Here is a 25,446-nt window from a genome sequence, read left to right on the forward strand (position 1 = left end):
TTTTTTTATTTGTTTAAAAAGTGCAAGGTAACGTGGATATATAAACGAAAAAATCCTCCATACGTTGGAGGATTTTTAAAATTATGAATAAAATTAATTTATTAGCGCTTAGATGTTAGTTCCTTTGGTAGGCCTACCCTTAGCAAAAACTCGCGGGCTTCTTCTGCTTTTTTGACAAAAAACGGATGTTTACTGAAATCGCGGTCACATGCCCAAATTGGATATGCCTTATCAAAGAAACTGTTTTTGTTTTGGGGGGTAATTAGTTTTTTGTTCATAATTACTGTTATTTGTGTATTCAATAACAAAGGTATTTATTGATTATCTCCGAACAACAGTAATAACCCTGCCGAAAAGTTATTCAAATGTTATTATAATTCTGATATCATTTTGACATCCGAATTACTCGGCGGCAGGGCCTATTTTAATCAATCATCATTATCTTTTTTCTTCTTCTCCAGTATCACAAAAGCGCTACGTTTAGGCGCTGGCATTACTGATGCTTCTCCTTTGATAGCTTTCCAGATCACTTCATTCAGTTCCAGATCAGGAGCAGCATCTTCTTTGGAGAAGTTGAATGCTGCGGATCTTTTGCTACTTTCATTATCAGCCATGTTACGGATGTTCAAATCTATCAGCGCTGGCTTAACGGTATATGGAGTGAAGTCGGGTGTAGCGGTGAAGCACTCGTACAGCGGCACAGCAGCAGCATCGTACTGACTCATAGGAGGTAAGCCGAGGATCAGTTCCATAGTACGGAGGAAACCAGATGTAGAGTACATCGTACTTACAACGGCTTTACGTTTTACGTAAGGGCCAATTACATAGGCCGGAGAACGGTGCGCATCTATGTGATCAGGGCCGTTCTGTGCATCATCTTCCAAGATGAACACCACCGACTCTTTCCAGAGGGGACTGTGTGACAGGTGATCCAGTAGTCTGCCTACGGCTAAATCATTATCTGCCACCGCAGAGCGAGGAGCAATTTTCCCTTTACGCTGACCACTGGTATGATCGTTGGAGATACGGATAGTGCTGAATTGCGGTACTGCATTAATGGCCAGCAGGGAATCAAAATCATGCTGCCATGCGTCTACACGCACCTGGTCTGGGATATCCATGTCGAACCCAGGAGAGTAGGGAGACATGTGTCCCTCCAGTGTTTTCAGTTGCGCTTTATTAAACGAACCGAATTCGCCATAGCTGCGGAAACTAACGCCTGCGCGTTTGCAGTAATCCCAGATGAAGCCATCTTTAGGATAGGTCACTGGGCGGCCGCCTTCATAATTGGTGGTACCACCACGGTTACCATAACTAGTAGGCCAGGTTTTTTCCACTACATCAGTAGCATAAGCAGCCATGCTCCAGTTATGACCATCGGCGCTTACTTCGGCATCTACATAGAAGTTGTCGAGCAGTACAAAATCTTCGGCAAATGCGTGCTGGTTAGGTGTTACACCTCTGCCAAAGAGCGTGAGGGAAGAATCACCATTACCTTGTGGCAAATCGCCCAATACCTGATCGTAGGTACGGTTTTCTTTAATGATATAGAAAACGTGTTTGATAGGAGATTTATCGCCTTGCTTACGGGGAATAGGGTTACCTTCTTCCCCATCAGCGAGGAGCACTTTTTTATCGGAGAATGGTGTATTCGCATACACCATTTTCGTATAGGCTTTCAGTTGAATTTCTGTTGGCGCATCGATGAATGACAGCGTTCCTTTGAAGAGCCCTGCGATATATTGCAGACGGCTATTGGCGGTGCTACCTGTATGAATGCCGCTGTTATCCAAGATGCTGATAGGCTGCGGGCCTTGTGGATTAGCGAAGCTGGTGTTACCTTTTCCGTTTGTCACCAGAATTTTATTGCCCAATACTTTTACGTTGGTAGGGTACCATCCTACAGGAATAAAGCCCATACTCTGACTCTTGCCAGGATTGGATACATCAAATACAGCGAGACAGTTATTATCCGCATTGGCGATATATAATACTTTTTCATTGTTGCTCAGGGCCAAACCATTGGTGGTAGAGCCACTCAACTGCGTAGGGTAGAGCGTAGTGCCAATGGTTTCCAGTACTTTGCCGTTGCTGGTATTAATCACAGAAACGGTATTGTCATTGGCATTGGCCACAAAGAGGGTACGACCTTTTTTATCCAGCAGCAATTCATTTGGGTGATTACCAACCTCGATGGATTGTAATACTTCGTAGTTAGCGGTAGATACGACTGCCACAGAACGGCCGCCCCAAACAGAGATATACAGTTTGGAATCATCCGGAGACAATACACAGCTATAGGCAATGTCTGGCAATTGCAGTCGGTGCAATGTTTTACCGGAAACAGGGTCCAGTACGTAGAGGGAGCTGTCTTCTTTCGTAACGGTATACAGGCGGGTATTGGCTCTGTTTACAGCAATACCAGCAGGACTAATTTTCTGTTTAGGCCAAGGTTTGCCCATAACGATGGTATCCTGTTGCGTGAATTTACCATTCTTGATATGGAAATCAATAATCCAGTTGTCGTTTGCACCGGAGGCATAAAGATGTTTTTCATCGCGGCTGAAAGCGAGGCCGTACCAGGCTTTGCCAACGATGGCACTGTCGATGATTTGCGCTGTCTTAGGATCGATCAGTTGTACAGATTGCGTGCTTTGTCCGTTATTGGTAACGGCCAGGTATTTCCCGGAGGAACTGAGTTGCATGTTGAGCGGCAGATCGCCCAACTGAATGGAATGTCCGGCAGGACTTAATTTCCAGCCATTTGGCAGCAGGACCTGATTCGTAGATGGCTGCGGGCCAGGCAACTGTGCATAGGAAGCCATGCTCAGCAAGGAAAGAGAGAAAAGTATACTTATTGGTTTCATAATCAGTTGGTGTGTTGTAAACCTGAGGGCGAAAGTAGAAATGACCGTTTAATTAATGTATTAAATGATTGTTACTAAATCAACTCCAACCTGTCTGCATCCCTTAAAATACTAATTTTTTGGCATTTTTTATACCCCATAGAATTCTTTCAGATCTTTGCTATTAGGAGCATTGGCTTTCAAATCGGGACGCACCGCGTCCCGGATTGCGTTACGGAAACTGTGGCTTCGAGGTTAAGTAGCATTATAAGAAATAGTAGTGAGGATTGGTGTAGCCTAATGCGCATATTACCAGGTAGAATAATATTGTCATCATAACAATTGTTCCTACGGTAATGGATATACGTATATGCAATTGATTTCTAAATATCCTAAATGAGTTTCCTTTTTTGTTCAAGCGCCAGTAGATCCAATGGATAAATAAGCTGAGATATACTGCTGGGATCAGTAGTACGGGGATAATTGCAAATAGCAATAATCCGGCTGCAATGGCGGCTTGTAGGAACATAGGGGTTGTTTATTATTCGTCTTGAAGGCAGATTCTTATGGGCAAAAACATTTTAACATTTACTTTCCTGCCATGGTATTTTCCTGGGGGCCAACAAGGCATTGATTTCAATACACGTAAGCCCTCTTTATCCATAAAAGTGTATTCTTCTGGGTGCTTTTGGACAATGCAGGCATTTCTGATAGCCCCTTTTGTATCGATGATAAATTCGAGGTTGATTTTTCCTTGTAGATAATCGCCTTCCGAGTTAAGATGGATGTTATGAAACAGGAATGTATTAAGTGCGGCTCCCCCTCCAGGAAATACCGGCTGTACCTCTGGAATAGTAGTTACTATTTCCTCCATAATGGTGTCGTAAGTAGACAGGCAGTTACTTGTTTTTTGGGATATTTTTTGAGAACTACTATCTATCAGATCGCCTTTTTCATTCACTACACATCCTCTCAGATAAATGGAGTCAGATTGTCCGTATGACTGACTAATACAGCATAGGTGGGCCACTAAGAACAACAGGTATTTCATGGCATAAAGGGATTACTGTTTTAAATATACAATTGATTCTCTATAAAAACTTGTTCATTCCCAATTTAGGTGGCATATTTGTACTTTACAGGCCCATATTTTTACGGTTTAACCATGAAATACCTAAAGTATATTACTCCATTGCTGTTCCCGGTTGTTGCCCACGGCCAGCAGATCACAGATGCAGATTACCTTGGAAAGTTTGACGGACTATTCGCCCCGGTAAAAATCAATTCCCAGCCTCAATTGCTCCATATGTCTGGTATGGTATTAATCGATAAGTTGGAGAACCAAGGCTATTATGGTACGGTGGTAGGTGTGAAGCATAACGCCTATGGCGCCATTAATAATGCCGGTAAAATTATTGCCCCCTTCCAGTTTGACGAGGTAAAGCTCCTGGATGAAAAGGATGAATATATTCCTAGGAAAAACTATTGCTTTGTTGTTACCAAGCTGAATGGGAAATACGGAGCAGTGGACACGCTGGGCAATGTGCTCTGTCCTCAAGAATACGATGAAATCGACCGATTAAATCCCCGCGTGATGAAGGTACGCAAAGGCGACCATTGGGGATGGGCTGATATTAAAACAGGCAAATTACTACAGGAGCCTGTTTATGATGAGGTAGACGACAGCTATGTAACGGCCTTCGTCAAAATTACAAAAAACGGAAAACAAGGTCTGGCAAAGGATGACGGCACTGTGGTGGTGGCGCCAGAATACAATGGGTTCCAATACCTGGGTTATGATGACTACAGTTTCTTTGGTTATGCAATAGGGGATAAAGTAGGCATTATGAGCGGGAATGGCCGGAAAGTAACACCCGCTATCTATACCATCATTACCAGAGGACCCATCCCAGGCACTTTCGCAGTAGCCCTGGATGGTAAAATTGGTTTTACAGATGCAGCCGGAACAACCCTCGTCGTTCCGCAATACACAGCAGCGCGCCCTTACGGCGACGCCGTTCTCATCAAAAAGGCTAAGGTAGGTGTGCTGGACAAACATTTCAAAGAAATTGTACCCACCATATATGATGAGATCCAGGTATATAGTGAGAGTGGCCAATTTTTGACAGAATCGGTGGCATTTGAAAGTCTCTGGGCTAAAATGGGCCCCCCTGCTTTCTTCATTGCCCGGAAAGGAGTGCTGTACAACGTATATGACAGCACTGGAAAAAAAGTACTGCCGGAAGATTATAAAAATATCACGCTCCTGAATTACAGAGGGAAACAACTGTTGCTCGTGCATACCCAACAAGGTAAGCACGCCCTCATGCGGACGGACGGAACTACCATCGTACCTAATGGTGCGGATAATATCGCGGAAGGATATGCATCGGAATTTACTTATTCGGATGATGCTGCTGGCCCAGAGAAAGATGATTACGTGGCAGTAATCAAAGGGAAACATATCGGCCTATACAATATCAACAACGGCAAAGAAATCCTGCCGGCTCGTTATACCAATATTTCCTGGCAGAATCCCCGTTTGCTATCCCTCCGGAAAGATGGCGATAGCAGCGGTGTGGCAAATGCGGAAGGCAAGATCGTTGGCAAATTCGCTCAATATGGATTTCATACACCCGTAGATACAAACCGTATTATCGTCATTAATTACCTGAAAAACGGTAATAAGGAAACAAGGCTCGTTGATCTTGCTGGAGCTACCTTGTATGCCAACTCCAAATGGGAGTTCCGGGAAACCCAATACGCCAGAATGTTGATCCCGGAAAAAGAAAGAAAATATACCATCTCTTATCATGACGGACTGTTAAAAGTTTGGGGCGAAAACAGATCTAATCTATTCCTCGATACAAACGGAAAAGAAGTAGTGTTCGATGATTTCAGTTTTGTTGGTGATTTCTGGAACGGACTGGCAGTGGCATCTAAAATAGATGCGAACGACAAAGAATTGTTTGGTATTATCAACCTGAAAAAAGAAGTGATTTATCCTTTAACGGCAACGGAAATGCATACCATGGAAGGGAATCTGATCCAAGTAGAACAGGATACTTTACGCGGTGTCATCAAACAGGATGGTAGTATATTCATTCCCGTTAAATATACCAGTATAGATAAGTTTTATGATCTGCCTTACTATAAGGTGGGAATGGGTAATAACTACGGTGTGCTGGACTCCCTCGGTAAAATGATCATCCCGCCTGTGTACAATGATATTACCTACAATAAATCCGCTACGCTGTTTGAAGTACAACAGGACGATAAGTTCGGGCTACTCGACAGCACAGGACACGCTATTATTCCAGTCATCTACGATGAAATGGAGACCAATGGCGGATTTGAGGCTCCCATTTTCCCGGTACTCGTGAAGAAAGATAATAAATACATATACCTGGATGAACAAGGCAAACCACTGCCTTTCCGTTCTGATAAATTGAAAGGATATAATGACTAAGCATATACGTTTCTTACCTGTTTTATGGCTGGTAGTGTGCAGTATGACTGCACGCGCGCAGAAAGCATCTGTGTTTGTAAACGGACTGGCGCGCATGCAAAACGGGGCACAAACCTGGTACATTAATACCGCAGGACAAAAGGTGTTTGACCGAGTGATCGGTACCTATCATCCGATGGATAGTCTTACTGGTACACCTGTTGAGGACGACCAGGCCTTGATGCTATTGGTGAAATCCCAGGGGAAATTCGGGGTATGGAATGCGCAACGTAAATGGATTCTACAACCCGTATACGATTCCATTGAACTACAATGGAAATCTTATCTCGCGTTAAAGCAGCATAAAAAAAGAACTTACGCTGATACCTATGGGCATCTCCTGTTACCATTACAGTTTGAAGAGGTCGGGATTCTGGATGACGATCATTTCGATGTGAAGGCTAATGGCAAATGGGGGATCTATAGCAATAAAGCGCAAAAGCTCGTAGTGCCGGCTGTTTATGATGGCTTTGATTACTGCGGCGGCTGTGGCACGCAATCCAATTACGTTTTTGCTAAAAAGAACGGCAAATGGGGCATTCTTAATTTTAACAATGAAACCTTACTGCCCTTTGAATATGGCCATGAACACTTTGGTATGCGTAGTGATAACTGGATTAAGAGTCTTTTTAAGAATGACGAGCAGCTAATCATCAATCTACAACAAAAGAAAGTATATAGCAGCCCGGAATATACAGACATGGAGGTGTTGGACAATGGCTTGCTGCGCGCAAAGCACAACGGCTATTACGGCCTGATTGGTGAGGATGGTCAGCAAGTGTCGGACTTTGTATATGATAACATTGAATACCCTTATGAGGAGGGTAGTTATGGCCCTTATGTAGCGGTGACCAAGAATAAAAAGACCGGTATCCTGGATGATAAAGGGCGTGAAATCCTTGCGCCTGCATACAGTGGGAAAATCGCTTGCTTTGCTAATTGTTTCATTGTGCCAGTAAATGGTAATTATCGTTTGGTAGATAGTACCGGTAAAAACTTGCTGGATAAGGATTATAACAGCATCTACGGATTCGTAGCGGGACCGCATAGTAGTACGAAGAATCCTATTTTTATCCTGAAACAACAAGCAGTATATGGTTTTTATAATCCTGTCAGCAAGAAAACAGTAGCGCCCGCATTTTTTGATATTTCAGCAGATGATAATGGCGAATTATTACTGGTGGAATATCAGCAGAAAAAGGGATTGTACAATACAGATGGTACGGAACTCATTCCAATGGGCTATAAAGGTTATGGGCAACTCGCAGGATCGGTGTATGTGATCAATCAGAACAATCGTAAAGGACTGTATGATATCAAACAGCGGAAGCAGATATTACCAATGGAATATGAGGAAATACGCCAGTTGGAAGGGGATTCCAATCTGGTGTTGTTGATAGGTAAGAAGGCAGAAACGGATGATGACAAATATGGCTTATGCAATATCCAGGGAGATCTGCTACTGGCGCCAGCTTATCATGATATCGTCAGTATTGGCAATGGGATGTGCCTACTGAAAACCGGTTTGGAAGATTCAGCTCATTACAGTTTATTCAATACCGTTAGTAAACAACTCACTGCCTTGCCTTATAGTGTTGTCAGTCCTGGCCATATCCCAGATCAGATAATGGTGGGCAAAGAAGATAAAGTAGGGCTGATCAATATGCATGGGGATGTCATTATTCCTTTTGAATATCGGTATATACGTTCGCTGTTATCTGGCGTATACATCGTCATTAAACAGACGAATGACCGCTATCAGTATGGATATGCAGATAGTGCAGGTAAATTGATTGTACCGGTTATATACGATTATGATGAGATCACTTTTAGAGAATTTGGGACCAAAGGATTAATCTTGCAAAAAGCAGATCCCACTACCGGTTATATACGTCTGGGATTGGCCAGTATGAATGGCCTCATCATGGTACCGGCTAATAACGATCTAATGATGGAAGGTACACCTGGCCCTGGATTTGTGGCCAAGCAAAATAATAAATTTATGGTACTGGATAATGCCGGAAGGCCGGTGAGTCCTGTAAAATATGAAGATGTACTCTTGCAAGAAGTACCTGGTTACGGCGCTACTTCATTGAAGTATAGTTATCCGGTGCTCTGCAAGGTGGGCAATAATAATTACCAGTATCTCACCTTGGATGGAAAGATACTGCCTGTCAAGGTTACAGGGGTTATTTCTTTCCTGCCGGAGTACGAAGAGGCATTTCCAACATTATAAAAGAAGCTGTATCAAAACGGGAAGGGACGTCGCAGACGTCCCTTCCCGTTTTTGTTTTTTTCATTGTCCCTGCCCACTGGCAGGGACGACAGGCAAGAACGTTTTGCTTATTAACGGGGATAGATCGTTATTTCTCCTTTGCCAGGTTCAAATGAAAGTACCCCATTTTTTAACTCATATTTGGGGGAGCCTCCGTTGAATTGTACCCCTGAAAAAGGCCACTGGATATAGATTTTACCTGGTTGCCCTCCGGAGATTTTCACCACTGCCAACTGCCCGTTTTTCCTTTCTGCAGATACGAGGCACCCAGATGCTGTGCGGAGATGCTCAAATGATACATTCTTCCAAGAAGCTGGTACCGCAGGGAATAAGGTAATAAGGCTATCGTTTGATTGCAGCAGCATTTCATGGATACCCTGTGCAGATGCAAAGTTCCCTTCCAGTGTAAATGGATTATACGTAAACCCTGAATATTGTCCTTTCTTTTGATCGCCGTTTAGGTGAAAGCTGTTCTTTCCTGTAAAGTTAGACGCGAACCTGCTGAGCATGACAGCCGCACTGTCGCCATTGCCGGTTTGTGCATACAAATTAGCTGCCCAACTGAAAGAATAGCCACACCAGGCCCTGGTACCTTTCTTCTCCAACCATGCAAGGGATCGATCCATAATGGATTTATCCGCTGCACTGGAATAAGACAATACTTTCAATGGATATATTGCCATGAGGTGACTATGATGGCGGTGGGATTGATTAAGTTCCTGACCTGGTGCGATGGTGAGACCAGTGCTATCTGTATTGAAAGCAGGATATTTTTGCAGTTCCGCCAGGATAGCGGCATTGGACTGTCCGCAAGCGGCGGTGACAACCGCATATTTTTCAAAGAAAAATCTTACCAGCGATAAATCATAGTTCGTAAAATCATGGAACCAAGCAGAGATCGAATTGTCGTTGAACTCGGGCGCAGAGCTGAGTGGATGTTTGAATTTTCCACTAACGGGATCTACTATACGAATGCCGCGGAAATAAGCAGCCACCGCATCAAACCAAGGTTTACAGCGCGTGAGGAGGAATTGTTTATCATTCGTGTAGCGCCATTGCCAGTAAAAGTGTTGGGATAACCATGCCGCGGTAGTAGGACTCATAGAATATTGAATCCAGCCACCCATGGGTTTTCCGGAGATGGTATTTACACCGGGTACATTTAGTCCATCGATGCCGAAATATTGTTTGGTCCAGCGTTTACTTTCGGATTGCGTGTTCCAAAGCCAGTTCGTGAAGCCGGCGGTGAGGTCTGTGTGATTGGCGGTGTAACCAGGCCAGTAGCTTAATTCTGTGTTCAGATCGTGGTGGAAATCTCCTTTCCATGGTGGTAGCTTGCCATTGTCGGCAGTCCATACGGCTTGGAGGGAAATAGGCGGTGTGTTGTTTCTGGCTACACAACCAAATTTATACATGTCCAGATAATATTGTTTTTCCAGCAATGTATCTGGAATTTGAATGGAAGAGCGGTTCCAATAATTTTTCCACCAGTTGGTATGTTCCAGCCAGGATTTGCGGAGGAAGTTATCCGTGAGGGTAGGGGCAGCGGCCCTCTTGGTATTAGTAATCATCCATATACCGGCGAGTTTATTGCCAGGCAGGCGTTTCCAGGATACCAACACCTCGTAATATTTTCCGCCGTTGGTAGGTTGATGGTATATAACCTGGTGGCCAGTTGTTTTCAAAACCCCTTTTGCGTAACCTAATCGTTGAAGACTTTGGCCTTCCACAGAGTTCACTGGGCCGCCATGGTCAGGGCTTGTATACTGCGGTGTTCTGATGGCAGGAATGAAGGTGGAGGGAATGTTGTCTCCCGTAAAAACACCATACGACTCACTGGCATCTACATACGTTTTAAATATAGCCCCATTAGAGAACCTGATAATATTAGTAGCGGTTGTAATGTCCAGTTCATTGGAGACGACGTTTCCCAGGTCTGCTATATTGAATTCTATGGCAGCACCAGGAATTTTGGTAGGCGCAGGATTCGCTTCGTAGGGTGCATCGCCAAGGGCTTGCACCGCATCGTATTGATGTAATTGCACTTGTTTGGTCACCCAGGAGAAAGTGAGTTTATCCATTCCTGGCATCGGGCGATCGTCCCAGAGATCGGCCCGATCGAGGGAGAGGCGCAAGTACTGATTATTTTGCCAGACAAGTGCCCCCAGCATACCATTGCCCAATGGCATGGCGTCATACCAATTAGTGGCCAGTTGATTGAAATGAAGGTTGTGATGGGACGATTGCTGCGCCATAGCGCCTATAGGTAAGGTATACAGGAGTGCCAGCAGGGCAGGCCTTTTTAGTTTCATTGTTCGTGAATTTAGATGTGGAATTTGTGGACAAAATAATTAAAAAAAGAGATTCTTTACTACTTTTTAATGCCTATAGACCTGACTGCAGCCCAGATGGGTAGTATAAAATAACAACAGGGGCCCCCTTTAAAAGCCCCTGTTGTTTTAGTTTCAAGTCAGTGGAAACTGCCTTGTTGCTGTTTGTTGTATGTCCTATTTTTCGAATTGTATCGACTATCTTTATTACCAACCGTTATTGTTGGGTCTTATGTTCGGATTGCTGAGTATCTCTGCCTGCGGGATAGGCAGGTAATAATAAATCGCAGATGGGTTCAGCGATAGCTGGCCATCATCACCCGTGTCTCCCGCTAACCTGTTTACTGGTAATCCCCAGCGTTTGAGATCAAAGAAGCGATGTCCTTCAAATGGTAACTCCAGGTATCTTTCTTCTTGAATAGCTGCTTTGAGCGCTTGGGCATCCGTAAACGTTTCCGCTTCGTAACCCTCGATACGCTTGGAACGCAGTGTGTTCAATTGTTCCGCCGCTTCCTGGAGACGTCCCAAATTCGTATATGCTTCTGCGCGAACCAGGTACATTTCTCCTGTACGGAATACTTTGATATCATTCCTGTTTTCTGCGCCGTCTGCTCCGGCATATTTCGCGATCACATCTGGTAATTGGCCGTCTGCTACCAGGGCAGGATCATGATCGAAGTAAGCATCAAAGCGAATATCATTTTCCGCATCATATGCGTGGAGCAGCTTTTGAGCAGGAGCGAAGTATACAATCCCTAAGCTGGCATTTTTCCAGATATCTCCCGGACGCATGGCGCTTTGATTTGTACGTTTCAGTTTAAAAATAACTTCTGCATTATTTTTATCTGTCCATATACCTGGGAACTCCGTTCTTTCTGCCAGTTTATTATTGGCAGTGGCTTTGTCGGCATTCTCCAGGGCGGATGTCCAGTTGTTGGTATAGAGCGCAACGCGTGCCTGTAGTGCATACATGGCTGCCTGGTTCATACGCGTGATATCTGTTGCTTCATCGCTATTTTCCAAGGCTTTAGTCAGGTCTTGTTCCAGTGCTTTGAAGAAGGCCGCTACTGTTGGACGGGCAGGTTTCGCATTGATATCGCTGGTAGTTACATAAGGTACTGCATATGCATCCGGGTTGTAAACACCTGCACTTCCGTACATGCGATAGAGTTCGAAATGTTCAAAAGCCCTGATCGCTAATAATTCACTTTGCAGATGAATTTTCTGCTGTTCTTCTTCCTTGTTTTGTGCAGGCACCTTCGGCAGTCCCTCCAAAATTCGGTTTACGCGATTGATGACTTGGTAAGCATTTGTCCAAGGAGCAACAATTTCTGGATCATAGCCTGTAAAAGCCCAACGGAAGAGGTTTTGAGCAGATCCGTTTACACCAGCGTTCTTGGTGCCGATAACACATTCGTCTGCAGTTACAGACCCTATGCGAAGGGTGTATTCCGGTTCCCATCCGGCGTAAACGCCCAATACTGCACGGTTTACAGTGGTGAGTGATTTGAAGATATCTTCGCCGTCTACCTGGTCGGTAGGTTTTATATCCAGCATTTTATTGCAAGATGTGGTGAAGATAGGGAGAGACGCCATACACAAGATGACTGACCAGTTTCTTATAGTAGTGTATTTCATTTTTACAGTATTAGAAGGTTACATTTATTCCACCTGTGATAATCCGTGGCATTGGGTATTCGTACTGCGCAATGTCGTTTGCATCTTCTGGATCGAAGCCTTTCCATTTCATGATGGAGAAGAGGTTTTGACCGGAGGCAAATACTTTCAGGTTTCTGATAGCGCCATGTACCGGTATATTGTAACCCAGGGTAATGTTGCGTAACTTGATGTAATCCGCGCTGGTAACGTCTCTGCTAGTGAAATAGGTAGCATACTGTGCACCTGGATAAGCACTGATGTCGCCTGGTTTCTGCCAGATATTCAGCATGTCTTTGGACTGGCTGTATCTTCTGTAAGCAGCACTGCCGGAGTGGGCGTAGAGGTTAGGGTAATTGAGTCTCGACATCCCATGAATGAAGCTCACCAGGGTAGACATTTCAAATCTTTTGAAACGCAGGCTGATAGTAGCTCCACCAATCAAAGGAGGATCGTAAGTGGCTTTCAACGGCACCGCATCATCTGGATTATAGGTATTTGTTGCATTACCATCTTTGTCCAGGTAGATAGGGGCGCCTGTCTGCGGATCTACGCCTTTCCATCTTACTGCGTAGAAGCTACCCAGTGGTTTGCCCACCATATTCATAGTGGCTTCATCTGCGAAAACTTGTTCTTCACCGCCCAGGCTCAGGATTTTGTTTTTGTTGTAGGCCAGGTTCAATCCCAGGGTAAGGGTGAAATCTTTTTGTTTGATAGCATCTCCTTCCAGCATGAGTTCCACCCCACGGTTCCTCACTTTACCGGAGTTGGTGGCAAGCGTAGCAAATCCGGTGGTAAGTGAGAGGTTGCGATTCACAAATAATCCCTGTGTAACGCGGTTGTAGAAATCAATTTCACCACGGATTCTGTTGTGCAGGAATCCGAATTCTAGGCCTGCATCGCTGATACGGTTCATTTCCCAGTTGTAGGCCGGATTACCAGGGGTAATCGGAACAAGGGTTTTGTTACCGTTGTAATCTGCGGACGCATACAGGGTACGGAAGCCGTAGTCGCTGGTGAATCCGCCTGCATTTCCTGTGAGACCGTAGCTGGCACGGAGGCGCAGGGTGCTAAACAGGTGTTGGTTGTGCATGAACTTTTCTGCAAGCACGTTCCAATTTCCGCCAAATGCATAGAACAATTTGTAACGGTTAGTGGCAGGCACCTGTGAAGATCCATCTCTACGAAGACTAGCCGTAAACGTATAGCGGTCGTCGTAGGAATAGCGGAACAGTCCAATCTGTGAGACTAACAGGCGGTTCGGCGTCGTTTGTCCGAATACGTTAGGAATGAAATTGTTGTCGCCAGTACCGGGAGTGATGCCGGAAGGAGTATTAGGTAATTCTGCTACCAGGCCATAGCCGGTAAAACCGAAGCCATTGCCAGTGATTTTATTGATCTCCGCCAGTAAGTTGGCTTCGATTTCATTTTTATGCCATTGTTTGTTGTACCTTAATCCACCGGTGCTCACCAACCCCAGTCGGGTATTGAGTCCGCGCTGATAGGAACCTTGGTTGCCATTGCTGACCAATTTACCATACCAGGAATCTGGGTTCAGGAATTCGGTAGTGTTGTTTTGTTGAAAATCCATACCAACGGTACCCGTCAGTTGTAGTTCTTTTGTCAGTTCTACTACTTCGTTGAAAGAGATCACACTCTTAATCTGGTTATCTTTTTTCAGACTGTTGGCATAGGCATCCAGTGCATTCGCGCCATAGTTGCCTACTCCTGGCCTACCCAAATGAGATTCGTATGGGAGTGCATAATAGAGGGCAGCAATAGGATTTTTCTCTGTGATACCGCCACCGCCAACAGCAGCGCCACCTTCTTCGGCCACACCTTCATCCTGGATGTATTTCACAGTGGCTGTGGAGATACCCAGATTTAAGGTTGACTTAAACCTGCCACTGCGGTTCTGAATATTCGCGCGGAGACTGTATCTCTCTAAACCAGAATTCAATGCAATACCTTCCTGGTTGAAATAGGAGCCAGAGAGATAGAAAACGGTTTTATCATTACCGCCGGAAACATTCAGGGAGTGGGATTGCGTACGGCCTTGTCTAAGCAAGTGTTTGCGCCAGTCGGTGTTGATGGTGCGGAGACTATCCAGGTATTGTTTACCGAAGGTATAATCGTCTGCTGTTTTAGGCATCACCACGCCATTCACGACTTTATTCGGATTTTTGGAGGAATAAGCCCAGCCAGGGAGCGTTGGGTCTTGCAAAATTTCTTCAAACTGCAAACGTTGGTCTGTGTTCATCATATCCCACTTAGGGCTGTTCAGTGCAGAGATACCGAATTGATTGCGGTAGTTCACACGTACTTTCCCATCAGGCCAGGCTTTGCCTTTTTTAGTTGTAATCACGATCACGCCATTGGCAGCTCTGGAGCCGTATTGTGCCGTAGCGGCCGCGTCTTTCAATACATGTATGGTTTCAAAATCTTCTGGGTTTAAAGCAGCAAAAGAGTTGTTAGCGACAGGTACGCCATCCACTACGAACAGTGGATTTACATCTCCGTTGATAGAACCCAAACCACGGATAGACACCCTTCCGGCCTCGCCAGGCTGGCCTGTAGGCGTACCTACATATAATCCTGGCGCTCTACCTTGCAGCATCACATCAAAGGACGCAACGGGAGCTTGGGTGGTTACACTTGCAGGAACGCTGGTGATAGCGCCCGTGGTTCTGGATTTACTTTGTTGCGTATATCCGGTAATTACCACCCCATTGAGGGATTGCGAAGCAGGAGATAAAACGATATTCAGTTGTTGCGTGCCAGCAGTGACCGTTGCAGATTGTTCACTGTATCCCATGAAAGTGAATAACAGTTGTTTGGCTGCTGCGGGCAACTGCAAAGTGAATTTTCCATTAGCGTCTGTTATAACGCCAGTGCTAGTGCCGGGAATAGCTACAGATACTCCGGGCAATGGTTGTCCATTGAGGGAATCGGTCACGGTGCCCTGTAAAGTTCGTTGCTGGGCCGCTACTTTGTCTGATAGCATCAGCAGGGTACTGAGTAAAAGTGTAAAGTAAAATTTCATAAGAAATAATGCGTGTTATGCGTAAGTAGATAGGCTGTTGAATACGGTTGCAAAGCTAGAACGGGGTTATAAGAGCGATATTAAATGCGCTCCTTTAAACAGTTAGAAAGTCATTAAGAAATTCTAATGTGTTGGGGTTGGGACAAAAAAAACTCCCGCAAGAATGCGGGAGTATTAGATACTCGGACATAAATGGACGATATGTAATTATTGTTGAAACGTTAAATGAAATGCGGTACCCTGGCCTACTTCAGAAAAAACTTCCACTTTGCCGTTGTGCAGGCGTACGATTTTTTCTGTCAGTGAGAGGCCGATGCCGTGGCCATCGAAGCCGTTAGCATTCTGGCTCCGATAGAACGGAAGGAATATTTTATGCAGTTCTTCCGGAGGAATACCAATGCCTCTGTCGATGATTTTAATGAGCAAGGAAGATTCTTTCTTCACCAGTTCACAGGTAACCATTTTGCCATTGGAAAATTTAATGGCATTTTTCACCACATTGCTGAGTGCAATGAATAGTAGATGCCGGTGTCCCTGCATCATCACCCTACCTGGTTGCTGCCCGGTATGTAAATTCAGTTGCATTTGATAGCGGCCATGTTGCCCACATTCCTCTGCCACTTCCCATAAGAGTTCGTCCATGGGGATACTTTGCAGATCGTTGTGGTCCATGTTGGCCTGCGCCAGTTCCAGCAGACTACCGATAATACCGTTCAGCCGATCCGATTCTTCTATGATATTCTGAAGTGCCCGTTTGTAGTCGCTTATTTGGCGATCGTCTAACAGGGTTATTTCAGCTTCCCCTAAGATGGAGGTAATAGGCGTGCGTAGTTCATGCGAAGCATTGGCAATAAAGACCCGCTGGGCTTCGAATGATTGTTCCAGGTGTTCCAGCAACTGGTTGATGGTGGTAGAGAGCTGGGTGAGTTCATCTTTTCTGCCAGTGCGTACGCGCAAGCGTTTATCCAAGCTGGAGGCCCGGATAGACTGCACATTGGAAATAATATGATTGATCGGCAGCAGCGAGATGTGTGCGAATAGTCGGCCTGTCATATAGGTAATGATCAGCGCGCCCAGGTAGGCGAAAAACATAATCCAGGCCAATTGCTGCATATTTTCCATTCCGGCAGCATCTACTGCGGATGCTACTACCAGGAAGTTCCCGGAGTTATCCACATAATAGATCCCACACACCTGTTGATCCCCTTGGCTGAAGCGGAGTTTCCTGTTGCGCACAATTTCATGTAGAATGTCTTTGTTCCAGCGCACCGTGTCTTCCTTAATAAAAACCGGGTCGAACTTATCATTATAAATGCGGATCACTTCCTGGTTAAGGGAACGGGGGTATTTTTTCAATACATTTTTAAAGCTTTCGTCGGAGAGATTATCTTCTGCCAGGTAGAATTGCCCTGCTGTCATGGCGCGGTCTTCCAGTTTGTCATAAAAGCTGATTCGCCTGTTTCTTTCCACGAGGGAATAGATGCCAAACAGCAATAGGAGCAGTAGTCCTGCGAAGAGAACTGTGAATTGGAGTGCCAGTCTGGTTTTAACTTTCATAAGGTTACCGTTAAAAAAAAATTATGATTTGTCCCGCATTACATAACCCACACCAATCACGGTATGAATGAGGGGAAATTCAAATCCTTTGTCAATTTTTGACCGTAGGTAGTTGACATAAACGTCAATAAAGTTGGTGCCTCTATTGAAATTGATGCCCCATACGGCTTCTGCCAAGTAGGTTCTGGATAGTACGCGATTTTTATTGGTCATGAGTACTTCCAGCAGGGCAAATTCTTTCACGGTAAGGGTGATATCTTTTCCAGATCGGGTAACGGCGCGGTTATAGCAATTTAGTTCCAGGTCGCCCACCTGGTATACGGCACTAGGGCTGACTACATTCCCTCTTCGGTGAAGGGCGTGTACTCTGGCGATCAGTTCATCGAAGTGGAAGGGTTTGGGGAGATAATCATCCGCACCACTTTCAAAGCCCTGTACTTTGTCCCGTATGCTGCCTAAAGCGGTTAGCATGAGAATGGGCAGTCCTTTTTTCATGGTTTTGATCATGCGGCAGACTTCCAGTCCGGATAGGGAGGGGAGTTGTCTGTCCAAAATCACCACGTCAAAGTCGTGCTGCATGGCCGCTTGGTATCCATTTAGTCCGTCATATGCTACCGTAATCGTGTGCTGGTAGGCTTCCAGCCCTTTCCTAATAAATGCTGCTACTTTAGGTTCGTCCTCTATTAATAGAATGTTCATAGCTCAAATCTGGGCCTAAAAATAGGACGCATAAGAGCCATGAAAATCAGCATTAAAGGATTCTAATTTGGGATGAGAGAGATTTAATTTCTATATAATCTCATTCTAATTCCGCACATTTGCAGAAAATTGGGTATTTTTTAATGAGATTATAAGCCCATAGCTAATTTCAGGGCAGTATTTTTGCCTCGCAACCTTTATTTCCAAAACAGACATGAACAGAATGTTAAGCAAGCAGGATGCAAGATGCCCCATGGCGCTATGCCTTTATCCAGAAATTGTACTTAAATTACAAGTAACATTTTGTTGTTGGCACCTATCAACATCTGTACAGCATAACCATAACAAAGTAGAAGCGTTTTCTGAATCAATCTTTTCGGGCAGCAAATTATGAATGACCTTAGCATAGTAATGGGACCCCAGCGGCCGGATTTACTTCATCAAGAAACACTGGCGGACATGTTTGCGCATTCTGTGAAGCAGCATGCACATCATATCGCCCTGATTTTTCAACAACAGACCTTTACCTACAAGCAGTTAGATCACTGGAGTGATGCCATTGCGGCCAAGTTACAGGCCCAGGGCATTGGGGCAGGTAGTATTGTAGGGATCTGGTGGCCCCGTGGCCCAGAATTACACGCCGCTATTCTCGGCATTATCAAGGCTGGTGCAGGATATGTACCATTGGACAGGGAGATGCCAGCCGAACGAGTGGAGCTTGTACTCACAGAAGTGAAAGCAGCCGCCTGTTTCAGCCAGGAGCCCCTGCAACTGGATGCCGCCATCCTGACAGTACCGCCAGTGCCAGAAGCGTATGACCATTTTGTCTTACAGCCAGGCGCAAAGCCGGAAAATATTGCTTATGTGCTGTATACCTCCGGTAGTACTGGTAAGCCTAAAGGTATTCCTATCATGCATAAGCAAATCTGTCATCTGATCCGTTCAGAGCAGACTGTACTGAATGTGCGAAGCTCAGATAAAGTATACCAGGGATTTTCCGTATCGTTTGATATGTGGTGTGAGGAGACATGGCTCAGTTATTTTGTGGGCGCCACGCTTTGGGTGGCCGATGCCACCACGGCGAAAGCCATCGATGAACTGAGTGATACTCTCCGGAAAGAGAAAATCACCGTTTTACACGCTGTACCTAGTTTGCTGGCCATCATGGAGGACAATATCCCTTCCATCCGCCTGGTAAACGCAGGAGGAGAGGCCTGTACACCGCAAGTGCTCGCCCGCTGGGGAATGCCTCCACGGGAATTCTATAACAGTTACGGCCCTACGGAAACTACCGTAAGTGCCACTTTTGCCCATCTCCGTCCAGGAGATGCCATCACAATTGGCCATCCATTACCGAACTATAATATGGCGGTGGTGGATGAACAGTTGAATATTCTTCCCCTGGGAGAACGTGGTGAACTCATTATCACCGGTCCAGGCGTTGGACTGGGATATATCGAGAACCCCAGTCTGACACAAGAGAAATTCGTAAACAAACCGACCTCCCTGGATGCCATCCCCGGCGACAGGGTCTATAAAACCGGTGATGCCGCTATCATCCTGCCGGATGGTAGCATCGACTTCCAAGGCCGACTGGATGACCAAATCAAACTGCGCGGATACCGGATTGAACTCGGCGAAATAGAAAATAAACTCCATGATATCCCAGGTATCGCCGCTGCCGCAGTAGCGGTAAGAAAAGATGGCAACGACCAGGATCAACTTGTAGGATATGTAGTTCAGGAAGACGAGAGTACGGTAACGGAAGCAGACATGCGACACGAACTGTCCCGTACCCTGCCTACCTATATGGTTCCCGGAGTAGTCATGATCCTGGATGATATGCCCCGCCTTCCAAGCGGAAAAATTAACCGTAAGGCGCTCCCAGTGCCTCCGGCGTTTTTACAGAAGGAGTCTGCGGCCACTGTGGATGCCAATGCACCCATAGCCGACCGCATGATGGCGGTTTTGACGAAAGTATTCCCAGATAAGCCACTGACCCTCCAGGAGGATTTCTTTACAGATCTCGGTGGTCACTCGCTGCTGGCGGCGGTTTTCGTATCCCGTCTTCGTCGGGAAGCGAATATCCCACAGGCATCCCTGAAAGATATCTACATACATCGTCCGCTTCAGGCCCTGGCAGATACCTGGTCTTCAACGGATGCCACTGGCAAGGAGAAAACGCATACCTTCAACAAAGTGCCTTGGTATCGCCATGGACTTTGCTGGATAGCGCAAACAGTGACCCTGCTGATCATTTATGGCTTGTTTGCCATGCAGATCTATTTCCCTTACCTGGGCTATTATTATACGGAACAAGCAACAGGCAAACTCAGTTACGCCATCATGACGGCTTTGGGGATGTTCTGCTTCCTGCCGGCTGTATTCACGGTACTTATCATTACGGTGAAATGGCTGGTGATAGGTAAAATGAAAGAAGGGGATTACCCACTCTGGGGAACCTACTATTTCCGTTGGTGGTTGGTGAAAACCATCCAACGACTCATGCCGGCTCAATTCCTGAACGGTACACCGCTGTATGCCAAATACCTCCAGTTCCTCGGCGTAGATATCTCTTCCGATGCGCAATTGGGCACTGTCACCATCGGTGCAGAAGACCTGGTGACCATCGGGAAAGATGCGAGTCTTAGCTCCCAAACGGTCATCAACAATGCTTGGGTAGAAGATGGTTGGCTGAAACTGCGCCGCGTATACCTGGGCGACCATGCTTATGTGGGTAGTAGCGCCGTTATTGCCGGAGACGCCCGTATCGAAGACTGGGGCGAACTGAAAGACCTCAGTTACCTGCCTGCCGGAAAAACTATCGGTGTGGGAGAAGTATGGCAAGGAAGTCCTGCGCAACTGAAGGAAACGAAAGCGATCCATGAGTTGCCGCAGCCAATACCCGTATCCAGGGCGACACGTATCAGGTACAGCTTGATGTTCTCGCTGTTTCTGTTGGTCTTCCCATTCACGATATTGTTACCGCTGTTGCCTACTATTATCACGCTGAATAATATGGACAACGCAGCGCCGGATTATAACTTCAACTATATGGTCATCACGCCGGTCCTGGCACTGGTGTATATCTTGTTGTTCACTGGACAAACGGTAGTACTTACTCGTTTACTGCAATGGGGCATCAAACCTGGTACCTATCCGATTTATAGCAGTTTCTATGTGCGTAAATGGTTTGCGGATCAGATGATGGCCTTATCCTTGATCGTGATCCATCCGATATTTGCTACTATTTATGTGAGTAGCTTGTTCCGGGCGCTGGGTGCTAAAATTGGTAAGCGTACAGAAGTGAGTACCGCCAGTAGCGTTACCCACCCATTATTGGAAATCGGTGATGGCGCATTCGTAGCGGATGCCGTAACATTGGGTGAATCGGATGTTCGTGCCCAACAGTTAACATTGGAAAAAACTACTATTCACAATAACAGCTTTGTGGGCAACAGTGCTTTGATTCCTCAAGGATATACCTTGCCGGAAAACATGCTGATAGGGGTTTTATCTACACCACCATCCAAAGTGCAGTTGGAAACTAATACTGCCCGCGACTGGTTTGGCTCTCCTGCCATTGCGCTCCCTCGCAGACAGGAAAGTCGTTTCTTCCCGCCAGAACTCACCACGCATCCAGGTATATTCCGGAAGATAGCGCGTGGTATTGTTGAATTCATTCGTATCCTCATTCCAGAAACAGTGGTGATATGTTGCAGTATTCTCTTTATTGCATATGCCCACGATCTGGTGACAGAAAAATCCTTTACACAGGTACTAGTACAGTTTCCATTCTATTACCTGTTTTTCCTGGGATTACCTGCATTTCTCTTTACCGTGTTCATGAAGTGGATTTTCTGCGGTCGTTACCATTCCCGTCAGGACCCGATGTGGACCTCCAATGTATGGCGTAGTGAAAGTGTTACTTCCACTTACGAAGCATTGTCTGTACCGTTCCTGTTGGAATACCTGAAAGGAACGCCATGGCTGCCAGTATTACTGCGTTTATTGGGCGTAAAAACCGGGCAAAGAGTATATATGTTTACGACAGATATCACCGAGTTTGACATGGTGGAAATCGGCACTGATGCCGCATTGAATGAAGATAGCGGCCCTCAGACGCACCTTTTCGAAGACCGTGTAATGAAGGTAGGAGCTATTAAAATCGGTAAACGCAGCAGCATTGGTGCACGTACCATTATCTTGTACGACAGTGAGGTAGGTGATGATGTGAATCTCTCTCCATTATCACTGGTGATGAAAGGAGAAAAACTGCAACCGGGCACCAGTTGGACAGGTAGCCCTATTAAACCTGATTACGAATGATAACTTATACGCATATACGTATTGCCACGCATTACGCCGTTATGGCTGAACTGATGCGTGGACTGCATATCTCTGAGAAAGAATTCTTTCCTGGCACAGCCGATTGGGATGATATTGCTTCTCATTATATGCAACATGTAATAGATATGCAAGAAGAATGTGAAGGTACTTGTATCTTGGCTCAGAGCGGTGATACGCCGGTGGGCTTCATATTCGGTTACATCGAGTCTCCCGACGACAGTCGTATAGAAGATTATACTGGTGATACCCTTTATGTATCCGATGGTTATGTTATGCCGGCGTACCGCCGGCATGGCATTTACCGGGCTATGAATGAACTATTGGAGGCGCATTATGTAGATAAGGGCGTGCGCCGGATAATGAGATATACCCTCACCAATAACAATCGTATGCAGACTTTCCTGGAGTCGAAAGATTATACAGCCGTACGATTGGTGTATGAAAAATGGCTATCGCCAGATGGCAAACATATCGTTCCTGTATGGGGAGCGCAAAAATGATATTACCTACTTTCCATTAATGCAATCGTTTCCGCTAAACGTTTAATATTGACGATTATTTCCACGTTGAATGTATCCGCGGTATTGCCTGTATTCGTAAGATAATAGTATTGATGTTGGAGTGCAGATGCCAGTGAAAAAAAGCAATTGTTGTGTGAATCGCCTTCATTGCGGAGCTCCAGGATTTGCCCACCTGCTGGCATGAAAAGCATGTTGGTAAGGCCTGCACCATGTAGTCCGATTAATACCTTGGCTTGTTGCATGAGTGCCACCTGTTCTGCAAAATGATAGTCCTCAAAGCAATGTATTTCATAACCCTGTTCCTCCAATAACGCGATCACTTCTATTTCGTTTTGTATCGTGCGTCTGGCGGCCTTTTTCCGGCTTACATATAACTTTCGATGAGGAGTAGTATGTATTTTCCCAATGAATTTTTCCCGTAGTTGTTGAATGATTTGTTCATTATAATTTCCGGTAGCAGCAGTATGTGCGGGTAAGATGAGTTCTTTTACCAGCAAACGTTTGCGAGTATTGTAGAAGTATGCTTTGATATTTAAAAGTTGTAGAGACGCCTGTACATAGGGTATTTGCTGATATCTTTCCGGAAGGATGATTAGGGAGACACGTGTCTTTCCTTCCACAGCCGTCCATCTCGTCAATGCGTCTGTCAGCCAGTGAAAATATTCCCCACTCCATTCATCTGTAATCCAGATGCCTTGTGCTAGTACCTGATAAGGTTTGAGGAACCATAGGAGTTTTTTCCATTGCCCAGTTTTAGAAAAAGAACGGATATGAGAATGAACAGAGAGAAAAGTGAATTTTGACGGGTGAAAGATATGATCTTTCAGAATGTTGATATTGTGAAAGGTGTATGTATGCGGTGGTTGGACTTCGTAGGTGAGGGCGGCTTGGAATAAATGAATATCCTGTTCTTGGAGATTTTTTGGTGAAGACCTTGAAACCATCATGGGGTATGCAATTTAAATAGAGATGCTTGGGGATGATATTAAAACGATATAGGCTGTTATAATGTTACAGATTGTTTTCTAAGTTGGCTAATATAGCCTTCGAAGTACAGACTACAAATGTAATAGTTAACAGATTTAATAAGAAAACTCCTTCAGTATTATTCCTGGAGGAGTTTTCTTAGTGTTGCTTTATTTATCCTGGATGGGATGTCTGATTGGATAGAAGATACTCATTTCAAGGAAGTGAAAAGTGATTTCAGGTCTACATTTACTCCTGCGTATACTGCGTAGTATGGAGAGTAGTTGGGCAAAAGGCCTCGAATTTCTGCTCCTATAAGTCCCTGTATTGCGCTAGTCACATTATAGGATACAAATCCATGAATATAGTAAAACCAGGAAGATTTCGTGTTAGGTTTTGTATCGCGTGTAGGTTCACTTTGTCCGGGACCTAATCTACCGCTTGTTGGAGGGTAGATATTTAATACAGAAGGGGGCATTAATGTTACACTATTCTGGTCATTAATGGAGAAAGTATTGGGATAGTTGGTGGTTCCTCCGAATGTAAACTGGGAGAATATTTTAAGGTTATTGAGTGGGCTGTAATCCAGTGTTATACCTCCTCCGAAATACCCGTTGAGAAATGTATAACTACGTGAATAGTTGGAGGGTTGAAAACGGAAAAAGGCAGAATCAACATTGAGATTACCTGGTGCTACGATGGAGTCAACGTTTAATACGTTAACGGTGGTGGTTAGGGAAGTTTTATTTATCAGCAATTCAAGATGCGCGTGAGCATAAAAGTTAAATTTGGTACCCACTTTTAAGATGCGATACATGGGTTGTATGAATAGGCTCTGTGAGGAGTTTTGTCTTTTGGTTACAAATTTACTTAGTTGCGAGGCATACTTTGTTCCTGCTGGAATTTTGTCTAGCAGTGGGTCTGGGGAAACTAATTGTTTGAAATAAGAGGAAGTTGAATCACTGTCGCCTATATTATAATTTATTGTGGTAAAGCCTAGGTTTAGTCCCCAATTAGAATCTTCAATTGATTTGACAAAGACATTGAACCGGCCTAGGTAATTTGATTTCAATGATTGTCCGAATCCGAAGTTATAAGCGTTGAGATAATAGATATCCACTCTTTCTCCATTCGCTCTACTTTGGGAATCCTTTATCTTTTCTGCGACAACAATAAATGGTTCATTATCTATATTATTTATTTTTATGTTTCCTGTACTATTTTGAAGGATGAACTTTATAGGCAATACATCTTGGGTATCGTCTGCTGGATAGCTCTTGAATGTGACAGTTTTTCTTATACTCTTCGGTTGAAGATCATTGTTGCCTGGGAAGTCTGAGGGGGTCAAGTTGATTTTTACAGCCTGACTATCTGGTGTTAGTTGTACATCTTTGCTTGGCAGAAGTTTAATTATGCCTGGTAGTTGTGGAATGGCTTTCAGGATTACGGAGCTTGTTGTATCCTGCAATTTCCCTTGCGTCAGGATCGTAATGGAAACTTCATACTCGTTCTCGCTGGAGCTTTGTAGATTTGAAAGGCCATTTTTAATTTGAATCGTTTGAGCAGTACTAATTAACGGCAGTAGCAGTACCAACATTAGGTAAGGGAATAAAATGCGCATAACAATATTATTGGTTAAATTTTAAGGTTATTAGAATGCATTCCAGTGTGTTTTGGATAAACTTGTGCTAGCTC

At 44.9% G+C, this 25,446-nt stretch carries 14 protein-coding genes; 4 read left to right on the top strand and 10 right to left on the bottom strand.

Annotation, left to right across the window (positions count from 1 at the left end):
* Positions 1-101: 101 nt before the first annotated feature.
* From JO154_RS12985 to JO154_RS12995, 3 genes are all read right to left on the bottom strand, one after another.
* Positions 102-278, bottom strand: coding sequence for a hypothetical protein (locus JO154_RS12985; protein WP_291946080.1), 177 nt, complete (start codon positions 276-278; stop codon positions 102-104).
* A 150-nt stretch (positions 279-428) separates the two neighbouring features.
* Positions 429-2,867, bottom strand: coding sequence for an alkaline phosphatase family protein (locus JO154_RS12990; RefSeq protein ID WP_291946082.1), 2,439 nt, complete (start codon positions 2,865-2,867; stop codon positions 429-431).
* Between the two features lie 520 nt (positions 2,868-3,387).
* Positions 3,388-3,897 carry an energy transducer TonB gene (locus tag JO154_RS12995; protein ID WP_291946085.1) on the bottom strand — a complete coding sequence of 170 codons (510 nt, stop codon included), beginning with the start codon at positions 3,895-3,897 and terminating at the stop codon, positions 3,388-3,390.
* 114 nt (positions 3,898-4,011) lie between these two features.
* Here JO154_RS12995 and JO154_RS13000 point away from each other — a divergent pair, with 114 nt between their 5' ends.
* Complete coding sequence (locus JO154_RS13000) at positions 4,012-6,315, top strand: WG repeat-containing protein (protein ID WP_291946087.1); 2,304 nt, start codon at positions 4,012-4,014, stop codon at positions 6,313-6,315.
* Positions 6,308-8,590, top strand: coding sequence for a WG repeat-containing protein (locus JO154_RS13005; RefSeq protein ID WP_291946089.1), 2,283 nt, complete (start codon positions 6,308-6,310; stop codon positions 8,588-8,590). The genes JO154_RS13000 and JO154_RS13005 overlap by 8 nt, the downstream gene beginning before the upstream one ends.
* A gap of 110 nt (positions 8,591-8,700) precedes the next feature.
* Here the strand turns inward: JO154_RS13005 and JO154_RS13010 are convergent, their stop codons facing one another.
* From JO154_RS13010 to JO154_RS13030, 5 genes are all read right to left on the bottom strand, one after another.
* On the bottom strand, positions 8,701-10,941 hold the full coding sequence (locus JO154_RS13010) for a glycoside hydrolase family 95-like protein (protein ID WP_291946091.1): 2,241 nt from the start codon (positions 10,939-10,941) through the stop codon (positions 8,701-8,703).
* Between the two features lie 225 nt (positions 10,942-11,166).
* Positions 11,167-12,597 (bottom strand): RagB/SusD family nutrient uptake outer membrane protein, encoded by a 1,431-nt coding sequence (locus tag JO154_RS13015; protein WP_291946093.1) that lies wholly within the window; start codon positions 12,595-12,597, stop codon positions 11,167-11,169.
* 10 nt (positions 12,598-12,607) lie between these two features.
* The gene (locus tag JO154_RS13020) at positions 12,608-15,658 is read right to left on the bottom strand and encodes a SusC/RagA family TonB-linked outer membrane protein (protein ID WP_291946095.1); all 3,051 of its coding nucleotides are present in this window, start codon (positions 15,656-15,658) and stop codon (positions 12,608-12,610) included.
* 207 nt (positions 15,659-15,865) lie between these two features.
* Positions 15,866-17,215: a HAMP domain-containing sensor histidine kinase gene (locus JO154_RS13025; protein ID WP_291946097.1), complete on the bottom strand. Its 1,350-nt coding sequence runs from the start codon at positions 17,213-17,215 to the stop codon at positions 15,866-15,868.
* A gap of 21 nt (positions 17,216-17,236) precedes the next feature.
* Positions 17,237-17,914, bottom strand: coding sequence for a response regulator transcription factor (locus tag JO154_RS13030; RefSeq protein WP_291946099.1), 678 nt, complete (start codon positions 17,912-17,914; stop codon positions 17,237-17,239).
* Between the two features lie 459 nt (positions 17,915-18,373).
* On the opposite strand from JO154_RS13030, the gene JO154_RS13035 reads away from it, so the two are divergent.
* Positions 18,374-22,243, top strand: a complete 3,870-nt coding sequence (locus tag JO154_RS13035) for a Pls/PosA family non-ribosomal peptide synthetase (protein ID WP_291946101.1) — start codon at positions 18,374-18,376, stop codon at positions 22,241-22,243.
* Positions 22,240-22,764, top strand: a complete 525-nt coding sequence (locus JO154_RS13040; protein ID WP_291946103.1) for a GNAT family N-acetyltransferase — start codon at positions 22,240-22,242, stop codon at positions 22,762-22,764. Before JO154_RS13035 ends, JO154_RS13040 begins: the two co-directional genes overlap by 4 nt.
* Positions 22,765-22,766: 2 nt before the next feature.
* Here JO154_RS13040 and JO154_RS13045 read toward each other — a convergent pair whose 3' ends face one another.
* Together JO154_RS13045 and JO154_RS13050 are read right to left on the bottom strand one after the other, a co-directional pair.
* Positions 22,767-23,732, bottom strand: coding sequence for a glycosyltransferase family 61 protein (locus JO154_RS13045; RefSeq protein WP_291946105.1), 966 nt, complete (start codon positions 23,730-23,732; stop codon positions 22,767-22,769).
* Positions 23,733-23,962: 230 nt separating this feature from the next.
* Entirely contained in the window at positions 23,963-25,372 is a 1,410-nt protein-coding gene (locus tag JO154_RS13050) for a hypothetical protein (RefSeq protein WP_291946107.1), read from the bottom strand.
* Positions 25,373-25,446 lie beyond the last annotated feature (74 nt).

This window comes from Chitinophaga sp. (assembly GCF_019236475.1).
Taxonomy (GTDB): domain Bacteria; phylum Bacteroidota; class Bacteroidia; order Chitinophagales; family Chitinophagaceae; genus Chitinophaga.